Below are 23,221 nucleotides of genomic sequence, written 5' to 3' on the forward strand. Positions count from 1 at the left end.
CCCGGAGCATGTGATGACCGGATTCCTGCGCAACAGCGACGCCTTCACCTGGGCGATGGAGAGTGATCCACGGCTGCGATCAACCGTCGTCAGCGTCGTGCTGCTGGATCGTTCGCCGGACTGGGACGAGGTGCGCGAGCGGTTCGACCTGATCAGCCGCAAACTCCCCATGTTTCGGCAACGGGTGGTGCCGTCGAGGCCGCCGGCGCCGCCGCACTGGGAATACGCCCCGGACTTCGATCTCGACTACCACATCCGGCGCTTCGCCGCCCCGGGGACCGGCACGCTAGACGACGTGCTCGAGATGGCCCGGTTGGCCGAGATGCAGGACTTCGACCGGGCGCGGCCGCTCTGGGAGACGACCCTGATCGACGGCCTGGGCGACGGTGGCGCGGCGATGATCTGCAAGTTCCATCACGCCCTCACCGACGGCATCGGCGGCGTGCAGATCGCGATGCACCTGTTCAACCTTTCCGAGGAGCAATGTCGGCGCGAACCCTTGCCGCCCGAGCCGGACCCGTCCCGGCCGTCGTGGCTCGCCGGCTACCGGGACAGCTGGCGCTATGACGCCGGGATGCTGGCGAGCGCCCTCGCGGGAGCGGCCAAGGCGACCCCGCGACTCCTCTACGGCGGCGTTCGCCGGCCCGTCGCGACGGCCCGGTCGGCGGCGGCCACGGCCGCGTCGGTTTATCGGACGGTCCGGCCGATAGGCCGCACCGGTTCGCCCCTGCTCACCGACCGCGGCCTGATCCGCCGATTGATGGTGCATCAGGTGCCGATGCAGCAACTGCGCGAGGCGGCACACCGCTCCGGCGGCGCGCTGAACGACGCGTTCGTCGCCGGGGTGGCCGGCGGGTTGCGCCGCTACCACGAAAAGCACGACGTCGCGATCGGCGACCTGCACCTCACGATGCCGATCAGCTTGCGGACGGAGGCGGACGGCATGGGCGGGAACCGGATCACGCTGATGCGGTTCGACGTTCCCGCGGGTGAGGTCGAGCCGACGGCACGAATCCGGGCGATCCACGAGCGCGCCGGCGCCGTACGCACCGAACGATCCCTGCCCTACACGCAGTTGATTGCCGGCGCCCTCAACCTGATGCCGCGCTGGTACATCGGTTCTGTGCTGCGGCACGTCGATTTCCTCGCCAGCGATGTGCCCGGGGTGCCCGTGCCGGTCTTTCTGGGCGGCGCGCCGGTGCGCGCGCAGTACGCGTTCGGCCCGACGATCGGCGCGGCGGTCAACGTCACGCTGCTCACCTACGTCGATACGTGCGCCCTGGGCATCGACATCGATACCGCCGCCATTCCGGACCACGACATCTTTCATCAGGCTCTGGTCGCCGGATTCGACGAAGTGTTGGCGCTCGCAGCCTGATTCACGCGCGATCCCGAAACGGTCACAAGGGCGTATCGATACCTGCGCCGGTCTGGCACAACTTGTTCAATCGGCAAATCATTGCACAGGGCGCCTTTTGAGAATCACTGGCGCGACGATGCGTACCGCACGGATTCTCTTCCGCTGCAGCGTGGCGGATTGCGTTCGGTCGCAACAGGAGGTATCGACATTATGATGGCGAACTGGGTTCCCGCCCAGACTTCGTACGGCCCGAATTCCGGCCGCATCCTTGACACCGCGCGAGGCATCCTGATCGGCCTTCGCCGCTGCCCCTCGCATGTGGCCTTCGACGAATTGCACAGTGCCGCAGTGCGTCACAAGGTTCCGGTGTTCGCCATGGCGTGGGCGCTGGTTCACCTGGCGGGCGAAGGGGAGAAGACGCCCAGCTTCGTCGACGCGCAGTCGGCGGCGCGTCGCGAATGGGGTTCGCTGTTCGCCGGGTCGAAAGCGGCGGCCCGCTGACGGGAGGTTAGGAGCTTGGCGCGGCCGGGGTCCTGGGGGGTACCGCGGCCGTCGCCAGCATGCACTCGGCGGCACACCCGAAACGGGTTGCCGGCGTGCCTAGTTGGCGTCTTCCCCCGACGGCCGGCTCAACGCGCCCCAGACCGGCGACCCGGCCGCGGCGCGCAACGCGTCGACGATGCGCCCCTCCTTCTCGCGAAAGCGTTCGGTGGGAGCGGGAACCGAGATCGCCACCACGTTCTCGCCCATGGCTCGTCGTGCGATCGCGGCGGCCGAAATCCCGTGCGTGTGTTCGTCGCGGTCGAAAGCGATGCCGGTGCGCCGGATCTCGGCGATCTCGGCGCGCAGCGACCCGGCGACGTCGGGGGAGAATTTGGCCAATGCGGCCTCCGCGTCGGCGTCATCGAGCGCCGCCAGGGCCGCCTTGCCGTTGGCGGTCGAATCGAGCGGGAACCGGACGCCGACGGCCGAGACCGCCCGAAGGCGGTGTGACGATTCGATCTGGTCGACGAACCACATGCGCCCGCCCCGCAGTATCGACAGGTCCGCGGTCTCGCCGTCGGTTGCCTCCGCCACCCGCTCGATCGTCGCGCGGAACAGGGTGGCGATCTGCGCCCCGTCGGCCCCGCCAAACCCGAGCAGGCGCTCGCCGAGCGCAAAGCGGCCCTGCGCGTCGACGTTGGCCATCCCGACCTCCACCAGGCCCAGCAGCAGGCGGCGAGCCGTCGACTTGGCCAGCCCGAGCCGCTCCCCGAGGTCGACCAGGCGGAGCCGTCCCGGCTCGGCGGCGATCTCGTCGAGCGCGGCGGCGGCGCGGCGTAACACCTGGATGCCCTCGTCGCGACCAGCCGGCGAATTTTCCCCCGTGGACGGCACGATGCCACTATAGTGTTCCGCATCGCGGACCGACAAGAACCGGAATGTGGATCAAAGGAGCTCCAGATGGGCGCGCTACCGGCCGGGCGGCATTATTTCCGTGGCGACGACGGCTACGAGCCCGCCCGCCGAGCCACGGTGTGGCACCAAAAGGTGCCCGACCGGTACCCGGAGCTGATCGTCGCGGCCCGCGACGCCGACGACATCATCGCCGGCCTGCGCTATGCCAAGGCCAACGGGCACAAGGTCAACGTCGTCTCCGGTGGGCACAGCTTCGCGGCCAGCCATCTCCGCGACGGCTCGGTGCTGCTCGACGTCGGCCGCCTGGATCACGCCACGATCGACGCCGAGAAAATGACCGCAGTCGTCGGGCCGGGCAAGGGCGGCAGCCTGCTGATGGCCGACCTGGAGGCGCAGAACCTGTTCTTTCCGGGCGGCCACTGCAAGGGCGTCTGCCTCGGCGGTTACCTGCTGCAGGGCGGATACGGCTGGAACAGCCGCGTCTACGGCCCGGCGTGCGAGAGCGTCGTCGGGCTCGACGTCGTCACCGCCGACGGACAACAGATCCACTGCGACGCCGACAATCATCCCGAACTCTACTTTGCCGCCCGCGGGGCCGGGCCCGGCTTTTTCGGCGTGGTCACGTCGTTCCACCTCAAGCTGTACCCGCGCCCGGCCGCCTGCGGCACCAGCGTCTACGTCTACCCGTGGGACGTCGCCGACGAGGTCTACACCTGGGCCCGCGGCATCAGCGCCGAAGTGGACCGCCGCGTCGAGATGCAGGCCATCGCGACCCGCAGCCTCCCCGAGATGGGCATCGACAGCCCCGGCATCGCGTTCGCCTCGCCGGCGTTCGCCGACTCCGAAGAGGAAGCCCGAGAGGCCCTCGCGATATTCGAGACCTGCCCGGTGGCGGATCGGGCGGTGCTGAAAGTTCCTTACCTGCCGAGCGATCTGCCCACCTGGTATGCCGCCGTGATGACCCACTACCTCGACGATTACCGCTACACCGCGGACAACATGTGGACCTCGGCGTCGGCGGGCGAGTTGCTGCCGGGCATCCACAAGATCCTCGACACCATGCCGCCGGCTCCCTCCCACTTCCTGTGGCTGAACTGGGGCCCGTCGCCGGCCCGGCAGGACATGGCCTACAGCATCGAGGACGAGATCTACCTGGCCCTGTACGGGTCGTGGAAGGACGCCGCCGACGACGACAAGTACGGCGACTGGGCCGGATCCAACATGGCGGCGATGTCCGATCTGGCCACCGGAATTCAGCTCGCCGACGAGAACCTCGGCCAACGACCGGCGAGGTTCGCCACCGACGCGGCCATGGCGCGGCTCGACGAAGCGCGCGCCACCTATGACCCTGACGGCCTCTTCAACGCGTGGATGGGACGACTGTAGATGACCGGCGACCTCTACCTCGGCTACCGCAACGACGACGCGAACACGCCCTTCGGCAAGTTCTTCCGACCCGAAATGGCCCCGCTGCCAACGCATGTCGTCGAGGCGCTACAGCATGGCCCGCAAGGGGGGATGGCCTTGTCGGCGTTCGAGGACGCGGCCGAGGTCGCCGGGGAGGGCTACCAGCAGACCGAGAACGGCTACGGCGTCCTCGAAGACGGCAGCTATCAGGTGTCGGTGCGCACCGAGATGCCCGGAGTCACCCCGGCGATGTGGTGCTGGTGGTTCGGTTGGCACGGCTGCGACACCCGCCGCTACAAGCTGTGGCATCCGCGCGCGCACCTGTCGGCCGCCTGGAAGGACGGCGACGACGTTGCGGCCGGCGATCGTCGGGGCGCCCGGCGCTACATCGGTCGCTGGTCGATGATCACCGAGTACATCGGCTCCACGATGCTCAATGGCGCAATCCAATTCGTCGCCCCTACCGAGCTGGGCTGCCCACCCGACGGCGACGATGCGGTAGCGATTTGTGCCCGCTTGGGCGCCGCGGACGCACCGGTGGATGTCGGGTGGTTCATCCATCACATCAGATCTACGCCCGGCGGCGCGGAGATGCGGTCGCGGTTCTGGATGGGCGGACCGCACATCGCCGTCCGCAACGCCCCGGACATCGCGTCCAGCGCGGTGCGGCCCATCGCGTCACGGCTCTTCGGCGACCCGGTGGCCAGCGGCCGCAATCTGCTGGTGCACTGCGCCCAGGAGATGAACCACCTCGCCGGATTCCTGCCCGAGCTCTACGAACGCTTCGGCGACGAGTAGCTTGTCTCGCCGGGTGCGCGAAAGCGCAACGGGCTGCGCGTTTCTCGAGTGGCGACCGCTTCTTCGCGGCTATGCGGGCCCGGCCGGCGGATGCGGGGTACCGAGGACGACGAACGCCTCGACCACTGTCGCCTGCTCGAAACCCTCGACTTCCACCCGCCACTCGTAGATCCCCGGCTCCAGCGGGATGCCGCCCGGAATGTTGAGCGTGAGCGGCATGCGAACCGACGTGCCGTGGATCGCTCCCGGCGGCCGCCCGGCCTCAGCCGAGGCTTCAAAGGAGATCCGTTGGGCTCCCTGGGTTCCCCTGACCACCACAGGTTCACCGTCGGTGGTCAACAGCTGGCACGACAGCTTGTGCGGTTTGTTGGTCTCGTCCCAGTCGATGTCCAGGAACATCACCAAAGCGAAAGGGGGAGTAGGCGTTTGGCACTGCCGCCAGCCGAGCCCGAGGGCATGGACCTTCCCGGATTGGGCGTCGGCCTGGGCCGCGTCGGCGAGAAACAGGCTGATTTTCATGCGTCGGCCGGACCCACGGTCGCCCTCGCGGTTCTCACCGCGAGATCCTGCCCTGCCATCGCCGCCGCCTCACCGGATCCAGGTGCCCTACCCATTGTCGGGAGGATCATACCTTCGCGTGGATCAGCGACGGCGGCCGCGCATCAGCCGGGCCGTCCGGCGCGGCTGTCTTCTCGCTACGCGCCGCTGGGCTTCGGCGCGGGGCTCTCGTCCTCGGTTTGGGAGAGTTTTTCGGGGCAATAGGCCGACGCCGCTATTGCCGCGAACTTGGCGGCGCCCGGGCCCTGGAAGCCAGGATTCTTGTCCTGCAGGGCTTTGACGATTTCCTCGCCCGTCATCCCGTCGTCGGCCGACTTGCACACTTGCTTGCCGGCGGTGATCGCGCGGTCGGCGTTGAGGTACGTCAGCCCGGCTTGGCTGAGGGCGTTGAGGAAGGCTTGATCTTTGGGGGTCGGGTCGTCGGCGTAGGCAGGGGCGGCCGTCCCGATCACCACGGCGGCGCCGGCCATCAACAGCACGAGTTTCATAGTTCCGTGATTGTTCCAAATCGGCGATGAGCGTGCATCCTTCGTGGCCGAACGGCACCTAAACGGAGCCGGACCGAACGGTGAACTCCCGGTGATCCGAACCGCCCTGTCCACCAACGCCGATCACTTCCCGGGAGGCAGCTGCCGGGGGCCGTCGGGACCGCGCAACTCGCCCGGGCCCTCCCGCTGGGTCAGCTCGCCCGTGCGGTCGCCCTCGGCGGACCCCAGCGTCGGGCGCCCGGCGTCTCCCGCGGCCACCGCCCGCACCGACGAGCGTTGCCGGCGGCTTCCCACCCCATGACGGGCCCCGGCACCGCCGTGCTCGCGCGACGACGGGATCCGGTCCGTCGCGGAGCCCTGCGCGCCCGGCCGCGCGTGCCCGCCGCTCTGGGTGCTTTCGGAGTCGAACGTCACCTTGTGGGTGCGCCTGAGCGAGAAGGTGATCTCCTCGACCTCTTCGAACACCTGACGCGCCGTGCGCAGCGGCTGCGTCGTGTTGTCGATCACGCGCGCGACGAACGGGGGCACCAGCGGGCGAATCCAGCGAGCCGCGGCCCTGGTCGCATCGGGGATGGACGGAATCAGGGGTGTCGCCCGCTCCCCGTGCGGTTCGTGGAGTTCGACCTCGACGTCCGGCTCGACCGGCACGGGCACGTTCTCGACGACCGCTCCGGCGACCGCTTCCTCGACGGCGGGCGGCCCGGGGGTGGGTGGGGCGATGGCCAGGCTGGCCGCCTCCGCTTCCGCGGCGATCGGCAGGTACATGTCGTCCTCCGCCGGCCCGGACGCCCGGTGCGACGCGAAACGCACCGGGGCATCGAGGGCTTCCATCACCCGCCGGCGCTGGTGTTCGCGGTCGATCTCGGTCTGAGCCTCGACGGCAAGCCGGGCCTGCGTGAGTTGGTGCTCGGCCCACATGATTTCGGCCTCGCGGCGGACCTGCGCCCGCTTGATCGCGATCGCGGTGTCGGCCTCCAGCTCGGCGCGCTCCTGGTCCGCCCGCGCCGTGGCGTGACGGTCGTGGGTCGTCTCGCCGCGCCACAGCCGCAGGATCAGCGGCAGCAGGCAAAGGAGCGCGAAGAAAGCGATCGTCACCAGCCGCAGCGCCAACGCGCCCGCGCTGGCGGACGTCAGGTCGTTCAGGGCCACCCAGCGCGCGCCCAGGCCCCGGCCGGCGTCGGCGACCACCTGATGCCGGGCCTGGGCCAACGCCAGCTCGTCGCGGGAGATCCTGGCGTCCAACTCGGGTGCCTGGCCGTCACGTGCCGCCAGCGCGTTGTCCAGCTCGTGCTGCGCGTCGGCGAGAAGCTCGTTCGCCGTTCGGGTTTCGGGCCCGGACCCGGGAACGCCGGTGATCCGGGTCTGCGGGCAGGCCGGCGTCGGGTTGTATTCGCAGCGCGCCACGACGAGGGCCTGGTCCTGATGCTCGCGGGCGCGCTCGACGGCCCGGTCCAGCGCACCGCGTGCGTCCTTGGCCTGTTCCAGCGCCGCCGACGCCTGCGCGACGGCCGGCGCCACGTCGGCGCCGCGCAACGCCCGTTCGTCGAGGCGGTGGTCGATCGAGCTGGCAAAGAGGACGAGCGCGGCGAGCTCGCCGACGACGCCGCCCAGCGCCACCGCGACGGCCGCCCGTCCCGCGATGCCGGGCCGGCGGCGGTCGGGGCCGCCGGCGGTCGCGCGCATGACCGCGGCCACCAGCAGGCCGAAGACCAGCGTCAGCGGCACGACGGCGACCATGGGCCACCGTGCCGCCTCGCTCACCGCCAGTCCGGCGACCAGCCACGCCAGCAGGGCGCCGAGCAGCACGACGGCGCCCGCCACCGCGTGGGTGGACCGTTCGTGGCGCTCACCGAGTTCGCGCCAGTGCCCGCCGCCCAGCCAGGTCAGGGGTCCCTCTATCCGCGACACGAACGAGCGCGGCTGCGCGATTGGCTCGGTATTTTTCTGGGCGCACATCAGCTCCAAACACCTCCAAGTCAGTCCAGCGTCCCAGGCCGGCGGCCGACACACCGAATCGAAGCGCCACGTGTGTGGTCAGCTTCACAGCGCGCGTGGTGGTTGCGGATCACATCCTCGTGATACCGATCGGCCCCGCCCGGTCCTGCTCTCGGGCCGCCTCCGCCGCGAAATTGCTGCGACGCGAGCGGATACAGCGGCCGTTCCGGCAGGGGACGTGAGACGGTATAAGCCTATGCAAAATCGCGATTATGTCACCTACGAAGAGTTCGGCCGCAGATTCTTCGAGGTCGCGGTCACCCCCGAGCGTGTCGCCGCAGCGTTCGCCGACATTGCCGGCAACGAGTTCGCCATGGAGCCGATCGCTCAGGGCCCGGGCGGCATCGCCAAGGTGAGCGCCAACGTCAAGATCCAGGACCCCAAGGTGACCCGCCGGCTGGGCGACGACATCACGTTCGTCATCCACATCCCGCTGTCGATCGATCTGCTGCTGGACCTGCGGCTGGACAAACAGCGGTTCGTGGTCTCCGGCGACATCGGGCTGCGCGCCACGGCGCGCGCCGCCGAGCCCCTGCTACTGATCGTCGACGTCGCCAAGCCGCGGCCGTCCGACATCACCGTCAATGTGTCGTCGAGGTCCTTCCGCGGCGAGGTGCTGCGCATCCTGGCCGGCGTCGACGGCGAGATCCGTCGCTTCATCGCCGCGTACGTCGCCGAGGAAATCGACTCGCCGCAATCCCAGGCCGCGCAGGTCATCGATGTGGCTCACCAGCTGGAGGAGGCCTGGCCCTAGCAGCGGGTCGCCACCCTGAGGCTGTCGGCCCGCGGTCGCGTTTACCTCTTCGTCGGAGCCGGGTATGCGGTGGCTACAGCGACCGTCTCACGAGGAGCGAAGACTTGGCACGAGTAGATGTTTCGATGGCATCCGATGTGGAACCCGAGACGGCCTGGAAGCTCGCCTCCGACCTGCGTCGATTCGATGAGTGGCTGACGATTTTCGGCGGCTGGCGCGGGCCGGTTCCCTCGACCATCGAGAAGGGCACCTGCGTGTCGTCGTGCATCAAGGTCAAGGGCTTCCGCAACATCATCCACTGGGAAGTCACCTGTTATGACGCACCGGAATCGATTGAGCTGCAAGGCCGCGGCCGGGGTGGGATCCGGATCGCCGTCGGGGTGACCATTTCCGACGACCATCCCGGATCGAAGTTTCACCTCACCGCGGACCTGAAGGGCGGGGTGCTCAGCGGGCCCGTCGGGGGGTTGGTCGCCAGGGTGGTGCGATCCGACATCCGCACTTCGGTCAACAACCTGGCGTCCATGCAGTAAGCGACGATTACGGGGTCGGCCGGCGCGTCCCCCAGCCCCGTTCGGCGTCGCGAAACCGCCTGCCGTCCATGACAAGCCAGGCCAGGCCGGCCCCGAAGGCCAGCAACCCGGTGATCGCGGCGGCCACGCCGGCACCGGCCTGGCCGAGGGCGAAATTCGTCACGCAGACCGCCGACGCCACCACGGCGATCCCGACGACGACTAGCCCCGGCGAGCGCTCGGCGTTTCCGCGGGCGCGCGTGCTGTGCTTCATGAGCGTCCCCCTCAGATGTCGCGTTTCGTTGAACCGCTTGTGTGCGGCTACCCGAAACGCCATCTGGGAAAACGACTTCGGGCGGCGACTACAGCGTCTGGTGCCGCCCGAAGTACTTGTGGTCCTCGCTGTAGCCGCCGTAACCGCTGCCGATGTCGCGGTAGTCGGCGACGAACTCGATTCCCTTGATCCACTTCACCAGCTTGAAGCCGTGCTGCAACTCGTTGCGCAGCCGCAGCGGCTTGCCGTGCATGTAGGGGAGCGGCTGGTCGTTCATGTTGTAGGCCAGCATCGTCATGTGGTGGTCCATCTGGCCGATGTGGTGGGCGTTGTAGTAGATCCCCCCAGTCGCGCCGAGGCCCATCGAATAGAACACCGCCCATTTCGCCTCGGGCAGCGGTTTGACGATGTCCATGATCGCCTTCATCTGCACGCCGCCCCACTTGGCCACGCCGGACCACGCCTGGATGCAGAAATGCTGGCTGATCTGCTCGTGGTAGGGCAGCGCCTTCAGGTCGTCGAGCGAGAATTCCATCGGGTGCTCAACCAGGCCGTAGACCTTCAGCCGCCAGTCGCGAAAGTCGTTGGCCTCCAACTCTTTGTATTCGACGGTCTCCGGCAGGCGGCCGTTGCGCCAATGGTGGGGCGAGATGTCCTTCTCCGTGAAGGCGCCGGGCTTGGGGTCGAGCTGTTCGAGCATGCGCTGGAACGGGCCGACGAGCGCGTACCCGACCCGCTGGACCACGCGGGGATGGCGAATGGTGAACGGCGTCGCCCACACCCACGCGACGGCCGTCACCACCATCGCCGCGACGAAGATCCCGAACCCCAGCCAGCTGTCGTCGTCGCGGGAGGCGAACATGTGGTTGAGGTTTCGCAGCGCACCGGTCGTCAAGACCATCGTCACGTGGACCAGGATGAAGAACAAAAAGTACACCAGCACAACGAAATGCAGCGAGCGCGCGTGCTGAATGCTCAGCCGCTTGCTGAGCCAGTGGACGCGCTGTGACAGTGCCGGCGACATGCCGAGGCCGGTGATCAACGCCGCCGGGGCGGCGATGAAGACGGTGGTGAAGTACGCCAGCAGCTGCAGGCCGTTGTAGGCGACCCACCCGTCGTCGGTCGGCCAGTCCAGCGACAGGTACTGAATCGCCACCGAAACGGCGTTGGGGAAGACGTCCCAGCTGGTGGGGACGATGTGCCGCCACTGGCCGGTGGCGAACAACAGCACGTAGAAGACCGCCCCGTTGAGCAGCCACAAAACGTCGATGCCGAGGTGCCACCACCGGGCCAGCCCGATGGAATGCCGGAATCCGGGCAACCCGAATTGCGGTGGCAGCGCGACGGTGTCGGCGTTGGCGGTCCACAACTCGTCATCCGGGACCGGTGGGCCCACGCGCAGCCACTCGTCCTTGCCGGGGGTGGCGTTGCGGCTGAAGTAGAGCCGCGGATGGTCGCAAAGGATCTGGATCCCCGTCCTGATGATGAACATCATCATGAACAGGTTGAAGAAGTGGGTCCAGCCGATCCACGCCGGCAGGCCCGGGCTGACGCCCGAATGGGTGTCGGTGCCGGGGTGACGCTGGATGAAGGCCTGCACCGCCGGCATGTTGTGCAGGCCTTTGCCGATCGCCACCCCGACGACCAGCAGGGCAAAGCCGATCGGGATGAGCCAGAGCAGGTTGAACCACTTGTCGCGCCCGACGCGCAGCTTGGGGGCCGTCGCCCGCCTGGTGAGGTCGAAGCCGCCGCCGTAGGCCTCCACGTCGATGGTGTCCTCGGCCGTGTGTATCTCGTTGCGGTAGTCCGGGACTTCCTTCAGCGGCGTGCCCGTGGCCAGGGTCGACACGGCGCCGTCCACTGCCGCCCGCCCCCCGGCCGACTCGACACGCGCGTCGCGGTGTTCGGTGTTCGTCACGCGGCCGAAAATACCCCAAACGGGGTTGGATAAATTGGACTCGATCGGAAAGAAGGGCGCCCCCGCGGGACGCTCAGGGGGTACGGCCGCCGGCAATAGTTGCCGACGGGCAAAATCCGCGTCGGCATGGATGACGATCGCCGCAGCTGCCGATTCAAACCGCGAATTTTTGCCGCAAACTCGGTTTCTTGGTGGTGACTGTGAGTTTGGGCATAAGGTTCTGGACGCCGGCTAGGCCGGCTCGCGCGGGAGCAGTTTCCGGACCGGGCGGGTCTCAATAGCGTTGATGGTCAGGGCCCGGCGGCCGATCCGCCAGCCGGCGTCGGTCAGCCGGTAGTCGTCGTCGTAGCGCAGGTGCCACACCACGTCGACCACCTCATCCCCGCGCGGGCTCCAGTGGTGCGCGACGCAAGCGACGCGCCCGGTGGCGGCGCCGGGGCCTTCGCCCTCGTCATAGACCTCGCCGATGATCGCGTGCTCGGTGCGGGTCACGGCCGCGACGGCGGCGACCGCGGCCGCGACGGCCTGCCGGCCCCGGTGGGAGTGGACGGGCTGCAGCGCGGCTGGCGGGTCGGGCAGTAGCAGCTCGCCCGTCTGGGTGAAAAGCTCTACGACGCAATCGAATCGGCGGTCGTCGACGTTGGCCGCATAGCGGTGCACCATGTCGCTCAGCGCCATCCGATCGCCGCTGGAAAGGGTCATGACGAGGTCAGGGCGTCAGGGACAGTCGTTGGGCGCACGCGGACAGGACGTCCTTGGCCTCTTCGATGTCGGCGGTCGGCGGCATCGCCAACACGATCCGGTCGGCGCCCTGATCGACGAGGCCGCCCGCGCGTTCGGCGTCGATCTTGGTGACCGCGTGGCCCAGCGAGACTTCCAGGGCGTCCGGATCGCGGCCCGCGGCGGACGCCTCGTCGCGCATCAGCGCGAGCAACGACGCGAGTTGCGGGCCCGCCACACCCAGCGGTTGGAAGCCGTCTCCCAAGCGGCCCGCGCGGCGGGCCGCCGCCCGGCTGTGTCCGCCGATGTGGATGGGAAGCCGTTCGCGTGCAACCGGTTTCGGATAACACATGACGTCGTCGAAATCGAAGAACTCGCCGTGATGGCCGGCCCCCTGCGGTCGGTCGGCCCACAGCGCCCGCAGCACGGCCAGCTGCTCGTCGACCCGCCGGCCCCGGCTGTCGAACTCCGCGCCGCAGGCGGCGAGCTCCTCGGAGAGCCAGCCCACGCCGACGCACAGCCGCAGCCGTCCACCCGAAAGCGCGTCGACCGTCGCCGCACGCTTGGCGAGCACCACCGGATGGTGGTTGGGCAGCACCAGGACACCGGTGGCCAGCCCCAGGCGGCTGGTGTGGCCGGCCAGGAAGGCCAGCAGGTCGAGCGGGTCGGGAATCGGGCAGTCGGCGGACAGGCCGACGCGCCCGGAGCTGTCGTAGGGGTAGACGCTGTCGTAGCGGGTGAGCAGGACGGTGTGCTCGACCACCACGATCGATTCGAACCCGCAGCGCTCCAGGTGGCCCGCGAAGCTCACCATCCACTCGGGATCCGCGGTGACACCGTCGGCGACCGGGGCCACCACCCCTACCCTGACCGAAGCGCTCATGGGCCGAAGCTAACAGGCCGGTTACGCCCGGGGCGCGATCGCCTCGCGGACGGCCTCGGCCAGCGCGGCGGCCCGCCGATCGGTGAAAACGTCCTCGAGCGTGACCGGCCGGCCGTCGGGTCCCGTCAGCGGAACCCGCCAGTTGGGGTATTCGTCGGTGGTGCCCGGCTGGTTCTGGGTGCGGCGGTCGCCGACGGCGTCGGTCAGCGCCACCCCCAGCAGGCGCGACGGCGTCCGGCCCAGGTATCGGTACAGCGCGAGCACCACGCGCTCCGGGTCGTCCTGAACGTCCGGGCCGTCGTCCAGCAACCCGACCCGGCGCAGCTCGGCCATCCACCCCGCCAGGTCGGCCCGGTCGGATTCGAGCTCGGCCTCCACCGGCCGGGTGAGCAACCCCAGGGACTCCCGCAGCCGCACGTGCTCGCCGGCCAGGTAACCGGCCGTCGGCGGCAGATCGTGGGTGGTGACCGAAGACAGGCAGTACTCGCGCCAGCGCTCGGCGGGCAGTGGGCCGCCGGTTCCGTCGCGGTCCAATTCGAACCAGAGGATCGACGTGCCCAGCACGCCGCGCAACAACAGGTAGTCGCGGACCCAGGGCTCCACGGTGCCGAGGTCTTCGCCGACGACGAGCGCCCCGGCCCGGTGCGCCTCCAGCGCGACGATGCCGATCATCGCCTCGTGGTCGTAGCGCACGTAGGTGCCCCGGGTCGGCGGCGCGCCCCGCGGGATCCACCACAGCCGGAACAGCCCGATGATGTGGTCGATGCGGACACCGCCGGCGTGCCGCAGCTGCGCCCGGATGAGCGCCCGAAAAGGCCGGTACTCGCGCTCGTCCAGGCGGTCCGGACGCCACGGCGGCTGCGACCAGTCCTGGCCGAGCTGGTTGAACTCGTCCGGCGGCGCGCCCGCCGTCACACCCGGCGCCATCGCGTCCTGCAGGGCCCACGCATCGGCGCCGTCGGGGTGCACGCCCACGGCGAGGTCATGCATGACGCCCAACGCCATCCCGGCCCGGATCGCCTGCGACTGCGCCGCGGCGAGCTGGTCGTCGAGTTGCCATTGCAGCCAGCGGTGGAAATCGACTGTGTCCGAATTCCTTTCGGCGAAACCCGCGACACCGGCGGCGTCGGGATGCCGCAGCGAGTCCGGCCAGCGATGCCAGTCGCCGCCGTATTCCTCGGCCAGTGCGCACCAGGTGGCGAAGTCGTCGAGCGCACGACCCTCCCGCTCGCGGAATGCGGCATAGGCCAGCTCGCGGCCCGCCGACCGCGGTACCTCGTGCAGCAGCGTGAGCGCCGCGCGTTTGGCGGCCCAGGCGCCGTCGCGGTCGATGGCGTCGAGCCGGCCGGCCCGCCGTTGCACGTCCGACCGCAGCCGGCGCACCCGGCCGCGCTTGGTGAGCTCGGCGTACTCCGGGATCGCCTCGACGCGGAGATAGATCGGGTTGACGAACCGGCGCGACGTCGGCAGGTACGGCGACGGCTCCATCCGGCCCGTCACCCCCGAAAACCCGGCCGCGTGCAGCGGGTTGACGAGCACGTAGTCGGCGCCGTGGCACGAGGCCGACCAGACGGCGAGGTCGGTCAGGTCGGTGAGATCGCCGACGCCCCACGACTGCCGGGAGCGCACGCTGTAGAGCTGGGTGGCCAGGCCCCACGCGCGCCGGACCCCGAGCTGTTCGGGCAGGCCGAGCCAGTCGGGCGTGACGATCAGCGCGGTGCTGGTCTCGGCGGCGCCGGACCGCAGATGAATCCGGTGGTAGCCCAGCGGCAGGTCGGCGGGCAGGACGAAGCTGGCCTCGCCGATCCAGCGCCCGTCCAGATCGAACGGCGGCGTGAAGTTGTCGACCTGCTGCACCCCGCCGCGCACCGTGCCGTCCTCGAGCTGCAGCCACACCTCGGCCGGGTCGCCGTGCGTGACATGGGCCCAGAACCGGATCTGCTCCCCGGTGCGCCCGACGATGGTCGCCGGCATCCGGCGCTGCCAATACGACCGACGGTGCGCGGTCAGGGCCGCGTTGCGCTCCTGTTCGGTGCCGGCCGCGACCCCGAGCGCGGCGAGCACCGCCACCAGCGTCTCCTCGGGCACGGGCACCGCGCGACCCGTCCAGTCCTCGTACTCGGTCGCGATACCGAACCGGCGGGCGAGTTCGACCAGCGAGGGCGCGAGCTCCGTCATGCCGCTCATCTTGCTGCAGAACCCCGCGGCCCGGCTCGGTCAGCGGGCTTTTGCCCGAAGTGACCGTTCGCCAGGACTTGTCGGCCATCCCCGGTTAACATGCGCAGTGAAGACCTGAGGAATGCAGCCGGGGGATGAGTGGGGAACAGCAAAGAGTGCCGGCAGCGGCGACTCAGCGAGATGTAAATAGAAGGTGAAGCGCAGGGCAACGCGTGGCGGGGCCCGCGCCGGTCCCTTACGGTTGTCACGGTTGTACGAAGCAATTAGCGCGACGGATGTTTTCGAAGGACAATATCCAGGGCGTTCAAGCAGACCGGATGGTGAAATAGCGTGGCCGAAGAGAGTCGCGGGCAGCGAGGGTCGGGTTACGGCCTGGGGTTGTCGACCCGCACCCAGGTGACGGGCTATCAATTCCTGGCCCGTCGAACCGCGATGGCGCTGACCCGTTGGCGGGTCCGCATGGAGATCGAGCCGGGACGGCGTCAGAACCTGGCCATCGTGGCCTCGATCTCCGCGGCGCTGGTGATCTGCCTGGGCGCGCTGCTGTGGTCCTTCATCAGCCCGTCCGGTCAGATCAACGAGTCGCCGATCATCGCCGACCGTGACTCCGGGGCGCTCTACGTCCGCGTCGGCGACAAGTTGTACCCGGCGCTCAACCTGGCCTCGGCCCGGCTGATCACCGGGCGCCCGGACAACCCGCACCTGGTTCGGTCGAGCCAGATCGCGAACCTGCCGCGCGGGCCCCTGGTGGGCATCCCGGGCGCACCGTCGAATTTCGCGCCCAAGACGCCGACCGCGTCGTCGTGGCTGGTCTGCGACACCGTGGCCGGGTCCACGGGGACGGGCGCGCCGTCGGGGGTCACCGTGACGGTGATCGACGGCACCCCGGACCTCAGCGGCCACCGCCAGGTGCTGAACGGGTCGGACGCCGTGGTGCTGCGCTACGGCGACGAGGCTTGGGTGGTCCGGCAGGGCCGCCGGTCGAAGATCGACCCGACGAACCGCTCGGTCCTGCTGCCGCTGGGTTTGACTCCCGAGCAGGTCAGCCTGGCGAAGCCGATGAGCCGCGCCCTCTACGACGCGCTGCCGGTGGGGCCCGAACTGACGGTGCCCGACATCCCGAACGCGGGGTCCCCGGCGACGTTCGCGGGTGCGCCCGGCCCGGTGGGGACGGTGATCGTCACCCCGCAGATCAGCGGGCCGCAGCAGTATTCGCTGGTGCTGAGCGACGGCGTGCAGACGCTGCCGCCCCTGGTGGCCCAGATCCTGCAGAACGCCGGCGGCCCGGGTGGCAACACCAAGCCGGTCACGGTGGAACCGTCGGCGCTGGCGAAGATGCCGGTGGTCAACAAGCTGGACCTGTCGTCGTACCCCGACAACCCGTTGAACGTGATGGACATGCGGGAAAACCCGGCGACCTGCTGGTGGTGGCAGAAGAGCTCCGGCGAGAACCGGGCCCGCATCCAGGTCGTGTCCGGTGCCACCCTGCCGATCCCGACCAAGGAAATGGGCAAGGTGGTGTCCCTGGTGAAGGCCGACACCACCGGCCGCGAGGCCGACCAGGTGTACTTCGCCTCCGACCACGCGAACTTCGTGGCCGTCACCGGCAACGACCCCGGCGCCAAGACGACGGAATCGCTGTGGTGGCTGACGGACGCGGGCGCCCGGTTCGGGGTGGACGACACCCGCGAGGCCCGCGAGGCGCTGGGCTTGAAGACCACGCCGAGCCTGGCGCCGTGGGTGGCGCTGCGGCTGCTCCCACAGGGCCCGACCCTGTCCCGAGCAGACGCCTTGGTGGAGCACGACACGCTACCGATGGACATGTCCCCTGGAGATTTGGTGGTACCTAGGTGAAACGCGGATTTGCCCGGCCGACTCCGGAGAAGCCCCCGGTCATCAAGCCGGAGAACATCGTCCTACCGACCCCGCTGAGCATCCCGCCACCCGAGGGCAAGCCCTGGTGGATCGTGGTGGTCGGCGTCGTGGTGATCGGCCTGCTGGGCGGCATGGTCGCGATGACCTTCGCCAGCGGCTCGCACGTCTTCGGCGGCGTCGGCGCGATCTTCCCGATCTTCATGATCGGCGGCATGGCGATGATGATGTTCGGCGGCCGGTTCGGCGGCCAGCAGCAGATGAGCCGGCCGAAGCTGGACGCGATGCGCGCCCAGTTCATGTTGATGCTCGACATGCTGCGGGAGACGGCCCACGAGTCGGCCGACAGCATGGACGCCAACTACCGCTGGTTCCACCCGGCGCCCGACACCCTGGCCGCGGCCGTCGGATCGTCGCGCATGTGGGAGCGCAAGCCCGACGGCAAGGACCTCAACTTCGGTGTGGTGCGCGTCGGCGTGGGCATGACGCGCCCCGAGGTGACCTGGGGTGAGCCCCAGAACATGCCGACCGACATCGAGCTGGAGCCGGTGACCGGTAAGGCGCTGCAGGAGTTCGGTCGCTACCAGAGCGTCGTCTACAACCTGCCGAAGATGATCTCCCTGCTGGTCGAACCCTGGTACTCGCTCATCGGGGATCGCGAGCAGGTGCTGGGCCTGATGCGCGCGATCGTGTGCCAGCTGGCGTTCTCCCACGGGCCAGACCACGTGCAGATGATCGTGGTCAGCTCCGATCTGGAGCAGTGGGACTGGGTGAAGTGGCTGCCGCACTTCGGCGACCCCCGCCGCCAGGACGCGGCGGGCAACGCCCGGATGGTCTACAGCTCGGTGCGCGAGTTCGCCGCCGAGCAAGCCGAATTGTTCGCCGGCCGTGGGTCTTTCACGCCCCGGCACGCCAGCTCGTCGGCCCAGACCCCGACGCCGCACACGGTGATCATCGCCGACGTGACCGACCCGCAGTGGGAGTTCGTGATCAGCGCCGAGGGCATCGACGGCGTGACGTTCTTCGACCTGACCGGCGCGCCCATGTGGGCGGCCGTCCCGGAGCGGACCCTGCGGTTCGACGACCGGGGCGTCATCGAGGCCCTGCCGCGCGACCGCGACACGTGGATGGTCATCGACGAAAACGCGTGGTTCTTCGCCCTGACCGATCACCTGAGCATCGCCGAGGCCGAGGAGTTCGCGCAGAAGCTGGCGCGCTGGCGGCTGGCCGAGGCGTACGAGGAGATCGGTCAACGGGTGGCCCACATCGGTGCCCGGGACATCCTCACCTACTACGGGATCGACGATCCGGCCGAAATCGACTTCGACGCGCTGTGGGGCAAGCGGACCGACTCGATGGGCCGGTCGCGACTGCGGGCGCCGTTCGGCAACCGCTCCGACAACGGCGAATTGCTGTTCCTGGACATGAAGTCGCTGGACGAGGGCGGCGACGGCCCGCACGGCGTCATGTCCGGAACGACCGGTTCGGGTAAGTCGACGCTGGTGCGGACGGTGATCGAATCGCTGATGCTCGGCCACCCGCCGGAGGAGCTGCAGTTCGTGCTGGCCGACCTCAAGGGTGGCTCCGCGGTCAAGCCGTTCGCGGGCGTGCCGCACGTGTCGCGCATCATCACCGACCTGGAGGAAGACCAGGCGCTGATGGAGCGGTTCCTGGACGCGCTGTGGGGCGAGATCGCCCGCCGCAAGGCGATCTGCGACAGCGCCGGTGTCGACGACGCGAAGGAATACAACTCGGTGCGCCTGCGGATGCGGGCGCGCGGCCAGGACATGCCGCCGCTGCCGATGCTCGTGGTCGTGATCGACGAGTTCTACGAGTGGTTCCGCATCATGCCGACGGCCGTCGACGTCCTCGACTCGATCGGGCGTCAGGGCCGCGCCTACTGGATCCACCTGATGATGGCGTCGCAGACCATTGAGAGCCGGGCCGAAAAGCTCATGGAGAACATGGGTTACCGGTTGGTGCTGAAGGCGCGCACCGCGGGGGCGGCGCAGGCGGCCGGCGTGCCGAACGCGGTGAACCTGCCGGCCCAGGCCGGTCTGGGTTACTTCCGGCGCAGCCTCGAGGACATCGTCCGGTTCCAGGCCGAATTCCTTTGGCGGGACTACATTTCGCGCGGCATCACCATCGATGGCGAGGAAGCCCCGGCGTTGGTGCACAGCATCGATTACGTTCGTCCGCAACTGTTCACCAACTCGTTCACCCCGCTCGAGGTCAGCGTAGGGGGACCGGAGCTGGAGCCGGTGGCGGTCCACTCGAACGGCGAGGCGCTCGAGGTGGCCGAGGCCGACGGCGAGGAGGACGAGGAAGGGATCAGGGTGCCGAAGGTCGGCACGGTGATCATCGACCAGCTGCGCAAGATCGACTTCGAGCCGTACCGGCTGTGGCAGCCGCCGCTGAACCAGCCCGTGGCCATCGACGAGCTGGTGAATCGGTTCATCGGCCACCCGTGGCAGCAGGACTACGGTTCGGCCCAGAATCTCGTGTTCCCCATCGGGATCATCGACCGCCCGTTCAAGCACGACCAGCCGCCGTGGACGGTCGACACCTCCGGGCCCGGCGCCAACGTCCTGATCCTGGGGGCCGGCGGTTCGGGCAAGACGACCGCGCTGCAGACGCTGATCTGCTCGGCCGCACTGACGCACACGCCCGAGCAGGTGCAGTTCTACTGCCTGGCCTACAGCGGCACGGCGCTGACCACCATCGCGCGCCTGCCGCACGTCGGTGAGGTGGCCGGTCCGACGGACCCCTACGGCGTGCGCCGTACCGTGGCCGAACTGCTGGCGCTGGTCCGCGAGCGCAAGCGCAGCTTCCTCGAATACGGCATCGCCTCGATGGACGTGTTCCGGCGCCGCAAGTTCGCCGGAGAGGCCGGCCCGGTGCCCAACGACGGGTTCGGCGACGTCTACCTGGTGATCGACAACTACCGGGCGTTGGCCGAGGAGAACGAGGTGCTGATCGAGCAGGTGAACCTGATCATCAATCAGGGTCCCTCGTTCGGCGTGCACGTGGTCGTCACCGCGGATCGCGAGTCCGAGCTGCGGCCGCCGGTCCGCAGCGGTTTCGGTTCCCGGATCGAACTGCGCCTGGCCGCGGTGGAGGACGCCAAGCTGGTGCGTTCGCGCTTCGCCAAGGAGGTTCCGGTCAAGCCGGGACGCGGCATGGTCGCGGTCAACTACGTCCGCCTCGATGCCGACCCGCAGGCCGGCCTGCACACGCTGATCGCCCGGCCCGCGCTGGCCAGCACGCCCACCCACGTGTTCTCGTCCGACAGCATCATCGAGGCCGTCAGCCGGCTCGCGAGCGGGCAGGCCCCGCCGGTGCGCCGGCTGCCGGCGCGCTTCGGCGTGGAGCAGGTGCGCGAGCTCGCGGCCCGCGACACGCGCCAAGGCGTGGGTGCCGGCGGAATCGCCTGGGCCATCTCGGAATTGGACCTGGCGCCGGTGTACCTCAACTTCGCCGAGAACGCGCACCTGATGGTGACCGGCCGGCGCGAGTGTGGGCGCACCACGACGCTGGCCACCATCATGTCCGAGATCGGCCGGCTCTACGCGCCGGGAGCCAGCAGCGCACCGCCGCCACCGGCCGGCCGGCCGTCGGCCCAGGTGTGGCTGGTGGACCCGCGCCGTCAGCTGCTGACCGTGCTGGGCTCGGAGTACGTGGAGAAATTCGCGTACAACCTCGACGGCGTTCAAGAGATGATGAACGAGATGTCGGCCCTGCTGGCCAGCCGCGAACCACCGCCCGGCCTGTCCGCGCAGGAATTGTTGTCGCACTCCTGGTGGAGCGGCCCGGAGATCTTCCTGATCGTCGACGACATCCAGCAGCTGCCCGCGGGCTTCGATTCACCGCTGCACAAGGCCGCCGCCTGGGTGACCAGGGCCGCCGACGTCGGCCTGCACGTGATCGTGACCCGCACGTTCGGTGGGTGGTCGTCGGCGGGCAGCGACCCGATGCTGCGGGCCCTGCACCAGGCGAATGCCCCGCTGCTGGTGATGGACGCCGACCCCGACGAGGGCTTCATCCGCGGCAAGATGAAGGGTGGGCCGCTGCCCCGCGGCCGAGGCCTGCTGATGGCCGAGGACACCGGGGTGTTCGTCCAGGTGGCGGCCACCGAGTTCCGAAAGTAGGACCAGCCGGCTGCGCCGGGGTTGGTCGACATGGTCGACGATCGGCCGGAGATCAACCCCAGTGCAGCGGTAATTCCTTGAGCGCGAACGTCTTCGACGGGAACTTGATCTGCGGGGTGTAATCCGCCGGCACCTCGAAATCGGGGATCTGCCTGAGCCATTCGGCGACGATGATGGTCAGCTCGATCCGGGCCAGGTGCGAACCCAGGCACCGGTGCGGTCCGCCGCCGAATCCCCAGTGCCGGTGCACCTTGCCGTCCATGTAGAGCTCATCGGTCGACATCGCGTCGCTGCCGTCGCGGTTCACCGCCGCCATGCACAGCCGCACCGGTGTGCCCGCGGGCAGCGTCATGCCGCCCACGGTGACGATCTCGGTCGTGACCCTGGGCGCCACCGGCGCCGATGGCTCCAACCGCACGATCTCTTCGATGAAAACCCTGATCTGCCTGGGGTTGTCGCGCAGCTCTTCGCGCAGCTGCGGCCTGCGCGCGAGCTCGTACAGTGAGAATCCGATCGCCGCGGTCACCGTGTCCAGACCCGCCAGGATCAGCAGGTGGCTCATGCCCAGCAGCTCGAGATCGGTGAAGTTGCCCTCGCCGGTCATCACCTGCGACAACATGTCATCGCCCGGATTTTCGCGGCGCTGCGCGATCGCGTCGTTCAAGTAGGCCAACAACTCGTGCGCCTTCTCGAAGTCGGCGGGACTCAGGTAGGGCTTGTCGGCGATGATGGCGTCTTTCCAGTCGATGACGCGGTCGCGGTCCTCGACCGGCAGACCGTAGAGGTCGAGGAAGACCTGGAACGGATACAGCTTGGCGAAATCCGCCATCCCGTCGCACTTGCCTCGCCCCGCGAGCTCGGCGATCATCTCGGCGGCGTGGCGCTGCAGCACCGGGCGGGACTTGCTCAGGCCCTGGGGACTGAAGTAGGGCTGCAGGATTTTCCGGTAGCGGGTGTGCTCCGGCGGGTCGAACGCCAGCGGGATCACCGGCAACGGGCTGCCGGGCGGCTGGAGCGCCAGCCGCGACGAAAACACCTTCGGATTGCGCAGCGCGGCAAGCACGTCCTCGCGACGGGTCAGGTAGTAGTGGCCGTTCATGAACACCACCGGGCCGGCGTCCCGCAACGTCTTCCACCCGACACCCCGGTCGTCCTCCATCGGCAACTTGGTGTACTCCAGCCGCGGTAGGTGGAAGCTGCCCGGCTGCCAATCGCCAACAGTGCTCATGCGCCCTGATCTCCGCTTGTCTGTGTGGTTTTCGCGCCGCAGAAGTATGAGTCCCCAGGCCGCGCTACGAACTTTCGCGTCACCGGTGTGAAGGTGGCACATCAATATCGCACGTGCGGCAAGGGGGCACCAATCTGACCGGCGGTGAGGGCGGCTCACCGCCGTCGAACGACCTTCTCCTCGCCCTTGTCGACCGACTAATCTGTTGTCCAATCGTCAAGTCCCGCTGGGAACTCCCCGGACCCGTCCAAGAAGGGAACCCCGTGAAGGTTCGTCTCGAAAAGTCCAGATGCGTGGGCCACGCCCAGTGTTACGCCGTCGATCCGGACCTGTTCCCCATCGACGCGTCGGGCTACTCCATCCTCGAAGAGCACGAGGTCAGGCCCGAGGACGAGCAATTGACGCGCGACGGCGTGGCCTCCTGCCCGGAAATGGCACTGATCCTTGAGGACGACTAGCGCCACTACGGGGCAAGCCGCCAGACGAACGCAAGGTGAACACTCGGTTGTTTTTCATGAACCGAGGCTTGCCGGGAATGAACATTGGTTGGCCTGGAATGAACAGTTGGCATCGCCGGTCGGCGCGCCCTGGATGACCAGCTAATGTCGTTCGCGAGCGGCAGTTCAAGCACCAGGGGAGCTGTCGCTCGGTTGCTGACAACGGGATAGTCGAGGCAGATTGTTCATGTCGTTACTGACCGAACTTCCGGGAATCCCGGTGGCGGAGCGCC

The 23,221-nt window shown here is 68.8% G+C and carries 19 protein-coding genes; 9 read left to right on the forward strand and 10 right to left on the reverse strand.

What is annotated here, in order from left to right:
* Positions 1 to 13 precede the first annotated feature (13 nt).
* Positions 14 to 1,378, forward strand: a complete 1,365-nt coding sequence (locus A5696_RS17480; protein ID WP_067881627.1) for a wax ester/triacylglycerol synthase domain-containing protein — start codon at positions 14 to 16, stop codon at positions 1,376 to 1,378.
* Positions 1,379 to 1,570: 192 nt separating this feature from the next.
* Positions 1,571 to 1,861: an ANTAR domain-containing protein gene (locus A5696_RS17485; protein ID WP_067881630.1), complete on the forward strand. Its 291-nt coding sequence runs from the start codon at positions 1,571 to 1,573 to the stop codon at positions 1,859 to 1,861.
* 99 nt (positions 1,862 to 1,960) lie between these two features.
* Here the strand turns inward: A5696_RS17485 and A5696_RS17490 are convergent, their stop codons facing one another.
* Entirely contained in the window at positions 1,961 to 2,737 is a 777-nt protein-coding gene (locus A5696_RS17490; protein ID WP_067881691.1) for an IclR family transcriptional regulator, read from the reverse strand.
* A 66-nt stretch (positions 2,738 to 2,803) separates the two neighbouring features.
* Here A5696_RS17490 and A5696_RS17495 point away from each other — a divergent pair, with 66 nt between their 5' ends.
* Positions 2,804 to 4,144 (forward strand): FAD-binding oxidoreductase, encoded by a 1,341-nt coding sequence (locus tag A5696_RS17495; RefSeq protein ID WP_067881632.1) that lies wholly within the window; start codon positions 2,804 to 2,806, stop codon positions 4,142 to 4,144.
* Complete coding sequence (locus A5696_RS17500) at positions 4,145 to 4,963, forward strand: DAPG hydrolase family protein (protein WP_067881635.1); 819 nt, start codon at positions 4,145 to 4,147, stop codon at positions 4,961 to 4,963.
* Positions 4,964 to 5,032: 69 nt separating this feature from the next.
* Here A5696_RS17500 and A5696_RS17505 read toward each other — a convergent pair whose 3' ends face one another.
* The 3 genes from A5696_RS17505 to A5696_RS17515 form a co-directional block, all read right to left on the reverse strand.
* On the reverse strand, positions 5,033 to 5,482 hold the full coding sequence (locus A5696_RS17505; protein WP_067881639.1) for a hypothetical protein: 450 nt from the start codon (positions 5,480 to 5,482) through the stop codon (positions 5,033 to 5,035).
* A gap of 176 nt (positions 5,483 to 5,658) precedes the next feature.
* The gene (locus A5696_RS17510; protein ID WP_067881642.1) at positions 5,659 to 6,009 is read right to left on the reverse strand and encodes a DUF732 domain-containing protein; all 351 of its coding nucleotides are present in this window, start codon (positions 6,007 to 6,009) and stop codon (positions 5,659 to 5,661) included.
* A 123-nt stretch (positions 6,010 to 6,132) separates the two neighbouring features.
* Positions 6,133 to 7,965, reverse strand: a complete 1,833-nt coding sequence (locus A5696_RS17515; RefSeq protein WP_067881694.1) for a DUF4407 domain-containing protein — start codon at positions 7,963 to 7,965, stop codon at positions 6,133 to 6,135.
* 235 nt (positions 7,966 to 8,200) lie between these two features.
* Between A5696_RS17515 and A5696_RS17520 the strand changes: the two genes are divergently transcribed.
* Together A5696_RS17520 and A5696_RS17525 are read left to right on the forward strand one after the other, a co-directional pair.
* Positions 8,201 to 8,758, forward strand: a complete 558-nt coding sequence (locus tag A5696_RS17520; RefSeq protein ID WP_067881645.1) for a hypothetical protein — start codon at positions 8,201 to 8,203, stop codon at positions 8,756 to 8,758.
* Positions 8,759 to 8,862: 104 nt separating this feature from the next.
* On the forward strand, positions 8,863 to 9,291 hold the full coding sequence (locus tag A5696_RS17525) for an SRPBCC family protein (RefSeq protein ID WP_197517005.1): 429 nt from the start codon (positions 8,863 to 8,865) through the stop codon (positions 9,289 to 9,291).
* Between the two features lie 7 nt (positions 9,292 to 9,298).
* Here the strand turns inward: A5696_RS17525 and A5696_RS17530 are convergent, their stop codons facing one another.
* The 5 genes from A5696_RS17530 to malQ form a co-directional block, all read right to left on the reverse strand.
* The gene (locus A5696_RS17530; protein ID WP_067881651.1) at positions 9,299 to 9,544 is read right to left on the reverse strand and encodes a hypothetical protein; all 246 of its coding nucleotides are present in this window, start codon (positions 9,542 to 9,544) and stop codon (positions 9,299 to 9,301) included.
* 88 nt (positions 9,545 to 9,632) lie between these two features.
* Positions 9,633 to 11,405 carry a molybdopterin-dependent oxidoreductase gene (locus tag A5696_RS17535; protein WP_067881696.1) on the reverse strand — a complete coding sequence of 591 codons (1,773 nt, stop codon included), beginning with the start codon at positions 11,403 to 11,405 and terminating at the stop codon, positions 9,633 to 9,635.
* A 288-nt stretch (positions 11,406 to 11,693) separates the two neighbouring features.
* Entirely contained in the window at positions 11,694 to 12,164 is a 471-nt protein-coding gene (locus tag A5696_RS17540) for a nuclear transport factor 2 family protein (RefSeq protein WP_067881654.1), read from the reverse strand.
* Positions 12,165 to 12,171: 7 nt separating this feature from the next.
* Positions 12,172 to 13,065 (reverse strand): LLM class F420-dependent oxidoreductase, encoded by an 894-nt coding sequence (locus tag A5696_RS17545; protein WP_067881657.1) that lies wholly within the window; start codon positions 13,063 to 13,065, stop codon positions 12,172 to 12,174.
* 21 nt (positions 13,066 to 13,086) lie between these two features.
* Positions 13,087 to 15,243 (reverse strand): 4-alpha-glucanotransferase, encoded by a 2,157-nt coding sequence (gene malQ, locus A5696_RS17550; protein WP_067881699.1) that lies wholly within the window; start codon positions 15,241 to 15,243, stop codon positions 13,087 to 13,089.
* Between the two features lie 330 nt (positions 15,244 to 15,573).
* Between malQ and eccB the strand changes: the two genes are divergently transcribed.
* The gene (gene eccB / locus A5696_RS17555; protein WP_067881659.1) at positions 15,574 to 17,097 is read left to right on the forward strand and encodes a type VII secretion protein EccB; all 1,524 of its coding nucleotides are present in this window, start codon (positions 15,574 to 15,576) and stop codon (positions 17,095 to 17,097) included.
* Positions 17,094 to 21,263 carry a type VII secretion protein EccCa gene (eccCa, locus tag A5696_RS17560; RefSeq protein WP_067881663.1) on the forward strand — a complete coding sequence of 1,390 codons (4,170 nt, stop codon included), beginning with the start codon at positions 17,094 to 17,096 and terminating at the stop codon, positions 21,261 to 21,263. The genes eccB and eccCa overlap by 4 nt, the downstream gene beginning before the upstream one ends.
* A gap of 52 nt (positions 21,264 to 21,315) precedes the next feature.
* On the opposite strand, the gene A5696_RS17565 is transcribed toward eccCa, so the two are convergent.
* Complete coding sequence (locus tag A5696_RS17565) at positions 21,316 to 22,491, reverse strand: cytochrome P450 (protein WP_067881666.1); 1,176 nt, start codon at positions 22,489 to 22,491, stop codon at positions 21,316 to 21,318.
* A 263-nt stretch (positions 22,492 to 22,754) separates the two neighbouring features.
* Between A5696_RS17565 and A5696_RS17570 the strand changes: the two genes are divergently transcribed.
* A complete protein-coding gene (locus A5696_RS17570) occupies positions 22,755 to 22,949 on the forward strand; it encodes a ferredoxin (protein ID WP_067881669.1) in 195 nt (64 codons plus the stop codon).
* Positions 22,950 to 23,221: the final 272 nt, after the last annotated feature.

The sequence above is a fragment of the Mycobacterium sp. E2699 genome (assembly GCF_001666745.1).
Lineage (GTDB): Bacteria > Actinomycetota > Actinomycetes > Mycobacteriales > Mycobacteriaceae > Mycobacterium.

Coding starts and splice junctions, on each gene's coding strand:
- A5696_RS17495 (WP_067881632.1), top strand. CDS start 2,804: ATGGGCGCGCTACCGGCCGGGCGGCATTATTTCCGTGGCGACGACGGC.
- A5696_RS17505 (WP_067881639.1), bottom strand. CDS start 5,482: ATGAAAATCAGCCTGTTTCTCGCCGACGCGGCCCAGGCCGACGCCCAA.
- A5696_RS17480 (WP_067881627.1), top strand. CDS start 14: ATGACCGGATTCCTGCGCAACAGCGACGCCTTCACCTGGGCGATGGAG.
- A5696_RS17520 (WP_067881645.1), top strand. CDS start 8,201: ATGCAAAATCGCGATTATGTCACCTACGAAGAGTTCGGCCGCAGATTC.
- malQ (WP_067881699.1), bottom strand. CDS start 15,243: ATGACGGAGCTCGCGCCCTCGCTGGTCGAACTCGCCCGCCGGTTCGGT.
- A5696_RS17515 (WP_067881694.1), bottom strand. CDS start 7,965: ATGTGCGCCCAGAAAAATACCGAGCCAATCGCGCAGCCGCGCTCGTTC.
- A5696_RS17530 (WP_067881651.1), bottom strand. CDS start 9,544: ATGAAGCACAGCACGCGCGCCCGCGGAAACGCCGAGCGCTCGCCGGGG.
- A5696_RS17565 (WP_067881666.1), bottom strand. CDS start 22,491: ATGAGCACTGTTGGCGATTGGCAGCCGGGCAGCTTCCACCTACCGCGG.
- A5696_RS17485 (WP_067881630.1), top strand. CDS start 1,571: ATGATGGCGAACTGGGTTCCCGCCCAGACTTCGTACGGCCCGAATTCC.
- A5696_RS17510 (WP_067881642.1), bottom strand. CDS start 6,009: ATGAAACTCGTGCTGTTGATGGCCGGCGCCGCCGTGGTGATCGGGACG.
- A5696_RS17540 (WP_067881654.1), bottom strand. CDS start 12,164: ATGACCCTTTCCAGCGGCGATCGGATGGCGCTGAGCGACATGGTGCAC.
- A5696_RS17545 (WP_067881657.1), bottom strand. CDS start 13,065: ATGAGCGCTTCGGTCAGGGTAGGGGTGGTGGCCCCGGTCGCCGACGGT.
- A5696_RS17500 (WP_067881635.1), top strand. CDS start 4,145: ATGACCGGCGACCTCTACCTCGGCTACCGCAACGACGACGCGAACACG.